The following is an 11,342-nucleotide window of genomic DNA, read 5'->3' as shown; positions in this document are numbered from 1 at the left end:
CGCGGGGCAAGCCCGCTCCCACAGGTTTGCGCTGCCTTCAAGACAACGCTGATCCTGTGGGAGCGGGCTTGCCCCGCGAATGGGCCGCAACCCGGACCCACATGCTCAATCCAGTGCCTTCCAGATCTCGGTCGCATATTCGCGAATGGTCCGGTCCGACGAGAACCAGCCCATCCGCGCCGTGTTCAGCACGGCCATACGCCACCACTCCTGCGGTGTGTGCCACAGTTCTTCGACCCGCCGCTGGGCATCCCAGTAGGCATCGAAGTCGGCACACACCAGGAAGCGGTCATAGGCCACCAGCCCGTCGATCAACCCGGTATAGCGTGATGGGTCGTCTGGCGAGAACACACCACTGCGAATCGCCTGCAACACGTCGCTCAAGCGGTTGGAAGCGGCTATGGCGGCGTTTGCACCAAAATCACCGGCACGCTTGCGCGCCTCGACCTGCTGCGCAGTCAGGCCAAAGATGAACATGTTGTCGGCACCCACCTGTTCGCACATTTCCACGTTGGCACCGTCCAGGGTGCCGATGGTCAGCGCGCCGTTCAGGCCGAACTTCATGTTGCTGGTACCGGAGGCTTCATAACCTGCGGTGGAAATCTGCTCGGACAGGTCGGCCGCCGGGATGATGCTTTCGGCCAGGCTAACGTTGTAGTTAGGCAGGAACACCACCTTGAGCAGACCGCGCACGGTCGGGTCATTGTTCACCACCCGGGCAATGTCGTTGGCCAGCTTGATGATCAGCTTGGCCTGGTGGTAACTGGCCGCAGCCTTGCCGGCGAAGATCTTCACCCGCGGCACCCAGCTGGTGCCGGGATCGTTGCGAATGGCCTGATACAGCGCCACGGTGTGCAGCAGGTTGAGCAGCTGGCGCTTGTACTCGTGGATACGCTTGACCTGCACATCGAACAGCGCTTCAGGGTTCACCGTGACACCAATGCGGTCCTGGATGATGCTGGCCAGGGCACGCTTGCTGTGCAGCCGTTGAGCAGCGAACTGCTTGCGGAAACTGGCCTTGTCGGCAAATGGCACCAGGCCAACCAGAAGCCCTTCAGGGTCGTCCTTGAGTTCCGGCCCGAGCGCTTCGACCAGCATCTCGGTCAGCTGAGGGTTTGACTGGTACAGCCAGCGGCGAAAGGTAATGCCGTTGGTCTTGTTGTTGATCCGTTGCGGGTAGAGCTTGTGCAGCTCGGAAAACACCGTGCTCTTCATCAGCTTGCTGTGCAGCGCGGACACACCGTTGACGCTGTGCGAGCCCAGAAACGCCAGGTTACCCATGCGCACCCGGCGCCCATTGTCTTCCTCGATCAGCGACACCGCGCGCAGCACGTCGAAATCGTGCAGGCCTTTGGCCCGCAATGCATCGATATGGTAGGCGTTGATCAGGTAGATGATCTGCATGTGCCGCGGCAGCATGCGCTCCATCAGGGCTACCGGCCAGGTTTCCAGGGCTTCGGGCAGCAGGGTGTGGTTGGTGTAGGCGAGCGTGCCAACGGTCAGTTCCCAGGCCTTGTCCCAGGGCACTTCATGCTGGTCCACCAGCAGCCGCATCAACTCGGCAACGGCAATCGAAGGGTGTGTGTCGTTGAGCTGGATGGCCGCCGCGTCGGGCAGGTTGAGCAGGTCCTTGTGCATGTTCAGGTGACGGCGCAGCAAGTCCTGCAGCGAAGCCGACACAAAGAAGTACTCCTGACGCAGGCGCAGTTCCTGCCCCGCCTCGGTGCTGTCGGCCGGGTACAGCACGCGCGAAATGCTCTCGGCCCGCGCCACTTCGGCCACGGCCCCCAGGTGGTCACCGGCATTGAAGCGCTCCAGGTGCAGCTCTTCCAGCGCCCGCGCACGCCACAGGCGCAGTGTGTTGACGCTGGATCCACGCCAGCCGACCACGGGCGTGTCGTAGGCCACCGCCCGCACCGTTTCGCCCGGCGACCATACTTGCCGCTGGTTGCCACTGGCATCGTTGACGGTTTCGACACTGCCGCCGAAGCTGATCGGGTAGATCACCTCAGCACGCTCGAACTCCCAGGGGTTACCAAAGTCCAGCCAGTTTTCAGTCTGTTCCTGCTGCCAGCCATCGACTACAGCCTGACGGAACAACCCATGTTCGTAGCGAATGCCGTAACCATGGGCGGCGATGCCCAGGGTGGACATGCTTTCCATGAAGCACGCAGCCAGGCGGCCGAGACCCCCGTTACCCAGGGCGGCGTCGGGCTCGAGCAGGCGGATGCGCTCCAGGTCCACGTCCAGCCCTTCCAGCGCATCACGGGCGACGTCCAGCAGCCCCAGGTTGCTCAGGCTGTCGTACAGCAAGCGCCCGATTAGGAACTCGAGGGAGAGGTAATAGACCCGCTTCTGGCTACGACGATAGGCCAGGCGGGTGTGGTCCATCCAGTGGTCGACCATGTGGTCGCGCGCGGCCAGAGCGATGGCCTCGAACCAGTCGTGGTCGAACGCATGTTCCGGGTCCTTGCCGACCGCGTAGGTCAGCTTGTTCAGTACAGCGGCGCGAAATTCGGCCACCTCGGCGTCACGTGCTTTGGGTTCCTGAGACATGCGGCATCCTCTGGCAAGTTGACGAAAGCGGAGGGAGATTGATCAGACTAGACCCTTCGACAGGGAGTGACAGTGACTGTTCGCAGTTTTCATGCCGACTCTGCGAATCCGGCAAAAGGTTGTTCATAAATTGAGCAATTCCGGTATCATCGCGCGCCCCAAGACCGTGATCCACCCTATAAAGATGAAAACGACCCTGATCGCCGCCGCCGAAGTCGACCGCCTGGAGACTTGGCAGCGCTACGCCAGCCACATGTGCCACGGCTGCCATTCGACCTGCTGCACCCTGCCGGTAGAGGTGAAGATCAAGGATCTGATCCGTATCGGCGTGGTGGACGAGTTCGAGAAAGACGAACCCCCCAAAAACGTGGCTAAACGCTTGCAGAAGGAAGGCATCATCGAGCGCTTCAACCAGAAGTCAGGGATCTTCACCCTGACCCGGATGAGCAACGATGACTGCATGTATCTGGATCGTAAAAGCCGGCTGTGCACCATTTATGACAAGCGCCCGGATACCTGCCGCAACCACCCCAAGGTCGGGCCGCGGCCGGGGTATTGCGCCTATAAGCCCAAGGTGGTCGGGCGCTGATCGTCAGGCTTCAAGGGCGTCTTCGCGGGCAAGCCCGCAAAGGGGCCAACACAAATCCTGAAGGCATAAAAAAACGCCCCCGGCCTTTCGACCGGGGGCGTTTTCATTCAGCCAAAGCTAACTTAGCTGTTCTTGGCTTTCTTGGCAGCGCGGGTACGCTCGCTTTCGTCCAGGATCTTCTTGCGAAGACGGATGGACTTCGGCGTTACTTCGCACAGCTCGTCTTCCTGGATGTATTCCAGAGCCTGTTCCAGGGTGAAGCGAACAGGCGGAACCAGGGCGATGACTTCGTCTTTACCCGAAGCACGCATGTTGTCGAGCTTCTTGCCCTTGGTAGGGTTGACGCCCAGGTCGTTGTCGCGGCTGTTCTGGCCGATGATCTGACCGTTGTAGATCTCCTGACCGTGCTCGACAAACAGCTTGCCACGCGCCTGCAGGGTTTCCAGCGAGTAGGTCAGCGCCTTGCCGGTTTCGACCGAAACCAGTACGCCGTTCTGACGGCCGGACATGTGGCCGGACTTCACAGCGTCATAGCGGTCGAAGATCGAGGTCAGGATGCCTGCACCGTTGGTCAGGGTCAGGAACTGGTTACGGAAACCGATCAGACCACGCGCCGGGATGTTGTATTCCAGGCGAACACGGCCCTTGCCATCCGGGACCATGTTGGTCAGGTCGCCTTTACGCAGACCCATTTCTTCCATGACCTTGCCCTGGGATTCTTCAGGGATGTCGATGGTGACGTTTTCGAACGGCTCTTGCTTGACGCCGTCTACTTCACGAATGATTACTTCTGGGCGGCCCAGGGCCAGCTCGAAGCCTTCGCGACGCATGGTTTCGATCAGTACCGACAGGTGCAGCTCGCCACGGCCCGAGACCTTGAACTTGTCTGGGGAATCGGTTTCTTCAACGCGCAGGGCTACGTTGTACAGCAGCTCTTTGTCCAGACGGTCCTTGATGTTACGGCTGGTGACGAACTTGCCTTCCTTGCCGCAGAACGGCGAGTCGTTGACCTGGAAGGTCATCGAAACGGTTGGCTCGTCAACGGTCAGCGGCTTCATCGCCTCAACGGCGGTCGGGTCGCACAGGGTGTCGGAGATGAACAGCTCGTCGAAACCGCTGATGCAAACGATGTCGCCAGCCTGGGCTTCTTCAACGTCGACGCGGTGCAGGCCGTGGTGACCCATCAGCTTGAGGATACGGCCGTTACGCTTTTTGCCGTCAGCGTCGATGGCGACAACCGGGGTGTTCGGCTTGATGCGGCCACGGGCAATACGGCCAACGCCGATAACACCCAGGAAGCTGTTGTAGTCCAGTGCAGAGATCTGCATCTGGAACGGGCCGTCACGGTCAACAGCTGGCGCTGGAACGTGGTCGATGACAGCCTGGTACAGGGCAGTCATGTCTTCGCCCATTTCGGTGTGGTCCAGACCGGCAATGCCGTTCAGGGCCGAAGCGTAGACCACTTTGAAGTCCAGCTGCTCGTCGGTAGCGCCGAGGTTGTCGAACAGGTCGAAGATCTGGTCCAGAACCCAATCAGGACGCGCGCCCGGGCGGTCAACCTTGTTGATCACGACGATTGGCTTCAGGCCAGCTTCGAAAGCCTTCTTGGTTACGAAGCGGGTTTGCGGCATAGGGCCGTCTTGAGCGTCGACCAGCAGCAGCACGGAATCGACCATCGACATTACACGCTCAACCTCGCCACCGAAGTCGGCGTGGCCGGGGGTGTCGACGATGTTGATGTGGTAGCCGTTCCAGTTGATGGCGGTGTTTTTCGCCAGAATGGTAATACCGCGCTCTTTTTCCTGGTCGTTGGAGTCCATGACGCGCTCGTCGTTGAGCTCGTTACGCTCCAGAGTGCCGGACTGACGCAGGAGTTTGTCGACCAGGGTGGTTTTACCATGGTCAACGTGGGCGATGATGGCGATGTTACGCAGATTTTCGATCACAAGTGTATCTCGATCAGAGGATTCGGTTGCCGCCCAGTGTAGGCGGCCAATATGTACTGTTTAAGGCTCAGCGGGCCCGGTGGTCGGGAGGGCGATGGCGGATACTGCCGCCATACAGCCCCGGCGTCTTATGTCGGACGATAAACACGCACATTGGCATGTCCCTCACTGAGCAGATGGTGTGCGTGCAAACGGCTCATCACACCCTTGTCGCAATACAGCAAGTACTGGCGCGTGGGGTCCAGGTGCTTGAACTTGCTGTTGATGGCATAAAACGGCATGGCCTGGACTTCGATACCGTCCAGCACCAGGGGTTCGTCTTCCTGGGCATCGGGGTGACGAATGTCGATGACGATCTGGCCCGACAGCGCCTCGGCCACTTCCTCGATTTCGACATCCTTGCCCAGCTCGTCGATCACATGGTCGATGGAGATCAGCTTGGCGCGCTCCAGGGCGCGCTCCAGCACGGCCATGTCGAACTGCTTCTCTTCATGCTCCATGCGGTGGCGCTTGGCGTGAGTGGTCGGGTTTACCGAAATCACGCCGCAGTATTCTGGCATGTGCTTGGCGAAGTCGGCGGTGCCGATTTCGGTGGCCTGGTCGATGATGTCCTGCTTGTGGCTGGCCAGCAGCGGGCGCAGCACCAGCTTGTCGGTGGCCGAGTCGATGATCGACAGGTTCGGCAGGGTCTGGCTGGACACCTGGGAAATGGCCTCGCCCGTGACCAGGGCATCGATTTCCAGGCGGTCAGCCATGTGCGCGGCACCGCGCAGCATCATGCGCTTGAGAGTCACGCCCATGTAGCTGTTGTCGACCTTGTTGAGGATCTCGCCGACCACTTCTTCGAACGGCACGCTGATGAACAGCACGCGCTGGCTGCTGCCGTACTTCTTCCACAGGTAGTGGGCCACTTCCATAACGCCCAGCTCGTGGGCACGGCCGCCAAGGTTGAAGAAGCAGAAGTGGGTCATCAGGCCACGGCGCATCATCTGGTAGGCTGCCACGGTGGAGTCGAAGCCACCGGACATCAGTACCAAGGTCTGCTCCAGGGCGCCCAGCGGGTAGCCGCCGATCCCCTGGTGCTGGTTGTGGATCACGTACAGGCGCTGGTTGCGGATTTCGATGCGCACCAGCACTTCAGGCTTCTTCAGCTCGATGCCGGCCGCGCCACACTGTTGGCGCAGCTGGCTGCCGACGTAACGGTCGACGTCCATCGAGGTGAAGTCATGGTGCCCCCCGCGCTTGCAGCGCACGGCAAAGTGCTTGCCGGCCAGCAGGTGGCCGAAGTGCTGCTTGCACTTGGCAACGATGTCATCGAAGTCACCCAGCGGGTATTCCTCTACCTGCAGGAAATGGGTGATACCCGGGGTGCAGGTGAGGCGTTCGATCATCTCGCGCTGGACTTTTTCGTCTTCGATGCGGGTGACCACTTCGAGATTGTCCCAGACACCATCGACCGCGAGCTCAGGATCGAGGTCCTTGAGCACGTTGCGGATGTTCTTGGCGAGCTGACGGATGAAGCGCTTGCGCACCGGCCGGCTCTTGATGGTGATTTCTGGGAAGACTTTGACGATAAGTTTCATTGGTTAACAGCGCGCGCAGGGCCTGCCGAAAATGTGGGGCGCGAATTATAGCGGAAACTGCTCAGGATTTGACCAACTTTTGTACAGAAGGTTGGATTTATATTGCCTGTACTGGCCTCCTCGCCGGCAAGCCAGCTCCCACAGGACTTCGGCGGGCCTCAAGACCTGCGCCCTCCCAGTGGGAGCTGGCTTGCCGGCGATGAGGCCCTTAAAGGAAGCACACAGCCAACCAATGCACCCTATTGGTGCGTTGATGCCAAAAACCGCATCGTAAGGGTGCACTTTTCCCCGCCAACCCACCGCCAAATGCCCGCAAACGCCTGCTTTTATCCCACCCTCGCCATTTTCGGGCACTGGCATGCAATTTGCTCCCTTGTGAGGCAGGTAAGCTTGGCCGACTATCCGCGCCCGGCAACACCCTTTTTCCAGGGCAGCGGCCCACCGCGCTCTAGACCATCCGGAGGACAACATGTCGAAGTCGGTTCAACTCATCAAAGATCATGACGTCAAGTGGATTGATCTGCGTTTCACGGACACCAAAGGCATTCAGCACCACGTGACCATGCCGTCGCGTGATGCGCTGGACGAAGACTTCTTCGAAGTCGGCAAGATGTTCGACGGCTCCTCCATCGCTGGCTGGAAAGGCATCGAAGCGTCCGACATGATCCTGATGCCGGTCGACGACACCGCCGTGCTGGACCCGTTCACCGAAGAACCAACCCTGATCATCACCTGCGACATCGTCGACCCGTCGAGCATGCAGGGCTACGATCGCGACCCACGTGCGATCGCCAAGCGCGCCGAAGAGTACCTGAAGAGCACCGGCATCGGTGATACCGTATTCGCAGGCCCGGAGCCAGAGTTCTTCATCTTCGACGAAGTGAAGTTCCACTCGGACATCTCCGGCTCGATGTTCAAGATCTTCTCCGAGCAAGGCTCGTGGATGACCGGCGCTGACGTGGAAGGCGGCAACAAAGGCCACCGTCCAGGCGTGAAAGGCGGCTACTTCCCTGTTCCGCCGTTCGACCACGACCACGAAATCCGTACTGCCATGTGCAACGCACTGGAAGAAATGGGTCAGACCGTTGAAGTTCACCACCACGAAGTGGCGACTGCCGGCCAGAACGAAATCGGCGTCAAGTTCAACACCCTGGTGAAGAAAGCTGACGAAGTACAGGCCCTGAAATACGTCGTGCACAACGTTGCCGACGCTTACGGCCGTACCGCTACCTTCATGCCGAAGCCACTGTACGGCGACAACGGTTCGGGCATGCACGTGCACATGTCGATCTGGAAAGACGGCAAGAACACCTTCTCGGGTGAAGGCTATGCCGGCCTGTCCGACACCGCCCTGTACTTCATCGGCGGTATCATCAAGCACGGTAAGGCCCTGAACGGCTTCACCAACCCGTCGACCAACTCCTACAAGCGTCTGGTCCCAGGCTTCGAAGCTCCGGTAATGCTGGCCTACTCGGCTCGCAACCGTTCCGCCTCGATCCGTATTCCTTACGTCGGCAGCCCGAAAGCCCGCCGTATCGAAGCACGCTTCCCGGACCCATCGGCCAACCCGTACCTGGCCTTCGCGGCCCTGCTGATGGCCGGCCTGGACGGCATCCAGAACAAGATTCACCCAGGCGATGCTGCCGACAAGAACCTGTACGACCTGCCACCAGAAGAGGCCAAGGACATTCCGCAAGTCTGCGGCAGCCTGAAAGAAGCCCTGGAAGAGCTGGACAAAGGCCGTGCGTTCCTGACCAAGGGCGGCGTGTTCTCCGACGACTTCATCGATGCCTTCATCGAACTGAAGTCGGAAGAAGAGATCAAGGTCCGTACCTTCGTGCACCCGCTGGAATACGAGCTGTACTACAGCTGCTGATCTGATCGCCGCTTCGCGCCGATGACATGATCAAGACGGCCTCCTTCGGGAGGCCGTTTTCGTTTGCGCCACACGCAGAACCCTCGCCCGCCACGCTATGCTCTATCTTGGTGCAAGATTGAGTACAGTGCCCCGATTTGCTCCCCAATCTGGTTCACATTAAACGTTTCATCAAGACTTTCTGATCCGAATTTGCGCAGATCCAGGCCTTTATCGGCAAATCCCGCTTCTTTTCGGAGCTTTGGTTTGTTTCTTGCATTTTTTCTGCGGAGAGACACGCATCAGCCGATGCACCCCGAGCCCGGCCCTGGCCAAAGAAATGCCAGGCAAGCGCCAAAAGAGGTCAACGACGCCTTATGACCATCAGCGATGCGCAGCACCGTCTGCTTCTGGACAACCTGACCACCGCCACGTTGCTGCTCAACGCCGAGCTGCGCCTGGAATACATGAACCCGGCCGCGGAAATGCTGCTGGCCGTCAGTGGTCAACGTAGCCATGGGCAGTTCATCAGCGAGCTGTTTACCGAATCGACCGAGGCGCTCAGCTCGTTGCGCCAGGCCGTCGAGCAGGCGCACCCGTTCACCAAGCGCGAAGCGCAGCTCACCTCGCTGACCGGGCAGACCATCACCGTGGACTATGCGGTAACGCCCATCCTCAACCAGGGCCAGACCCTGCTGTTGCTGGAGGTGCACCCCCGCGACCGGCTGTTGCGCATCACCAAGGAAGAGGCCCAACTGAGCAAGCAGGAAACCACCAAGATGCTGGTGCGCGGCCTGGCCCACGAAATCAAGAACCCCCTTGGCGGCATTCGCGGCGCGGCCCAGTTGCTGGCCCGCGAGCTACCCGAAGAAGGCCTGCGCGACTACACCAACGTAATCATCGAAGAGGCCGACCGCCTGCGCAACCTGGTCGACCGCATGCTCGGCTCGAACAAACTGCCATCGCTGGCCATGACCAACATCCACGAAGTGCTGGAGCGGGTCTGCAGCCTGGTCGACGCCGAAAGCCAGGGCTGCATCACTTTGGTGCGCGATTACGACCCAAGCCTGCCGGACGTGCTGATCGACCGCGAGCAGATGATCCAGGCCGTGCTCAACATCGTGCGTAACGCCATGCAGGCGATCAGTTCGCAGAACGAACTGCGCCTGGGCCGCATCACCCTGCGCAGCCGCGCCTTGCGCCAGTTCACCATCGGCCATGTTCGCCATCGCCTGGTCGCGCGGGTGGAGATCATCGATAACGGCCCGGGCATTCCACCGGAACTGCAAGACACCCTCTTCTATCCCATGGTCAGTGGCCGCCCGGACGGTACCGGGCTGGGCCTGGCCATTACCCAGAACATCATCAGCCAGCACCAGGGCCTGATCGAGTGCGAAAGCCACGCAGGCCACACCGCCTTCTCGATCTACCTGCCCCTGGAACAAGGAGCCACCGCCTCATGAGCCGAAGTGAAACCGTATGGATCGTCGACGATGATCGCTCCATCCGCTGGGTCCTGGAAAAAGCCCTGCAACAAGAAGGCATGACCACCCAGAGCTTCGACAGCGCAGATGGCGTGATGGGCCGCCTGGCACGCCAGCAGCCGGACGTGATCATTTCCGACATCCGCATGCCGGGCGCCAGCGGTCTTGACCTGCTGGCACAGATCCGCGAACACCACCCGCGCCTGCCGGTCATCATCATGACCGCCCATTCCGACCTCGACAGCGCCGTGGCGTCGTATCAGGGCGGTGCTTTCGAGTACCTGCCCAAGCCGTTCGATGTGGACGAGGCCGTCTCGCTCGTCAAGCGCGCCAACCAGCATGCCCAAGAGCAGCAAGGCCTGGATGTGCCACAAAATCTGGCACGCACCCCGGAGATCATCGGTGAAGCCCCGGCAATGCAAGAGGTGTTCCGCGCCATCGGCCGCCTTAGCCATTCCAACATCACCGTACTGATCAACGGCGAGTCCGGCACCGGCAAAGAGCTGGTCGCCCATGCCCTGCACCGTCACAGCCCGCGTGCGGCGTCGCCGTTCATTGCCCTGAACATGGCGGCCATCCCCAAGGACTTGATGGAGTCCGAGCTGTTCGGCCATGAAAAAGGGGCTTTCACCGGTGCTGCCAACCTGCGCCGGGGCCGCTTTGAACAGGCCGATGGCGGCACCTTGTTCCTCGACGAAATCGGTGACATGCCTGCCGACACCCAGACCCGCCTGCTGCGGGTACTGGCCGATGGCGAGTTCTATCGCGTTGGCGGGCATGTGCCGGTCAAGGTCGACGTGCGCATCATTGCTGCGACTCACCAGAACCTGGAGTCGCTGGTGCAGGCGGGCAAGTTCCGTGAGGACTTGTTCCACCGCCTGAACGTGATCCGCATCCACATTCCGCGGCTGGCCGACCGTCGCGAGGATATCCCTGCCCTCGCCCGCCACTTCCTTGCCCGGGCCGCTCAGGAGCTGGCCGTCGAGCCGAAGATTCTGAAACCGGAAACCGAAGAGTTCATCCGCAACCTGCCATGGCCGGGCAATGTGCGGCAGATGGAAAACACCTGCCGCTGGATCACCGTGATGGCCTCCAGCCGCGAGGTGCTGATTGGCGACCTGCCCCCCGAGCTGCTGAACCTGCCACAGGATGCTGCACCGGTCACCAACTGGGAGCAGGCCCTGCGCCAGTGGGCCGACCAGGCGCTGGCACGCGGGCAGTCGAACCTGCTGGACAGCGCGGTGCCGAGTTTTGAACGGATCATGATCGAGACGGCGCTCAAGCACACCGCCGGACGGCGCCGGGATGCGGCGCTGTTGCTGGGTTGGG

The 11,342-nt window shown here is 60.7% G+C and carries 7 protein-coding genes; 4 read left to right on the top strand and 3 right to left on the bottom strand.

The features are described 5' to 3' along the window. Positions 1-105 precede the first annotated feature (105 nt). On the bottom strand, positions 106-2,556 hold the full coding sequence (locus ACK1VC_RS00495) for a glycogen/starch/alpha-glucan phosphorylase (protein WP_016489588.1): 2,451 nt from the start codon (positions 2,554-2,556) through the stop codon (positions 106-108). 184 nt (positions 2,557-2,740) lie between these two features. Here ACK1VC_RS00495 and ACK1VC_RS00490 point away from each other — a divergent pair, with 184 nt between their 5' ends. Further along, positions 2,741-3,145 carry a YkgJ family cysteine cluster protein gene (locus ACK1VC_RS00490; RefSeq protein ID WP_049870388.1) on the top strand — a complete coding sequence of 135 codons (405 nt, stop codon included), beginning with the start codon at positions 2,741-2,743 and terminating at the stop codon, positions 3,143-3,145. A gap of 122 nt (positions 3,146-3,267) precedes the next feature. Here ACK1VC_RS00490 and typA read toward each other — a convergent pair whose 3' ends face one another. Beyond that, positions 3,268-5,091: a translational GTPase TypA gene (typA, locus tag ACK1VC_RS00485; protein WP_016489590.1), complete on the bottom strand. Its 1,824-nt coding sequence runs from the start codon at positions 5,089-5,091 to the stop codon at positions 3,268-3,270. Between the two features lie 128 nt (positions 5,092-5,219). Further along, the gene (thiI, locus tag ACK1VC_RS00480; protein ID WP_016489591.1) at positions 5,220-6,674 is read right to left on the bottom strand and encodes a tRNA uracil 4-sulfurtransferase ThiI; all 1,455 of its coding nucleotides are present in this window, start codon (positions 6,672-6,674) and stop codon (positions 5,220-5,222) included. A gap of 469 nt (positions 6,675-7,143) precedes the next feature. On the opposite strand from thiI, the gene glnA reads away from it, so the two are divergent. From glnA to ntrC, 3 genes are all read left to right on the top strand, one after another. Beyond that, positions 7,144-8,550, top strand: a complete 1,407-nt coding sequence (glnA, locus tag ACK1VC_RS00475; RefSeq protein WP_016489592.1) for a type I glutamate--ammonia ligase — start codon at positions 7,144-7,146, stop codon at positions 8,548-8,550. A gap of 356 nt (positions 8,551-8,906) precedes the next feature. Further along, positions 8,907-9,992 (top strand): nitrogen regulation protein NR(II), encoded by a 1,086-nt coding sequence (gene glnL, locus ACK1VC_RS00470; protein ID WP_016489593.1) that lies wholly within the window; start codon positions 8,907-8,909, stop codon positions 9,990-9,992. Beyond that, positions 9,989-11,342: nitrogen regulation protein NR(I) (ntrC, locus tag ACK1VC_RS00465; RefSeq protein WP_449117803.1), on the top strand; the 1,354-nt coding region annotated here is incomplete at its 3' end. The genes glnL and ntrC, both read left to right, overlap by 4 nt.

This window comes from Pseudomonas sp. XP2 (assembly GCF_053557975.1).
The sequence above is the reverse complement of the archived record's forward strand: the minus strand, read 5'-3'. Positions and strand labels throughout refer to the sequence as shown.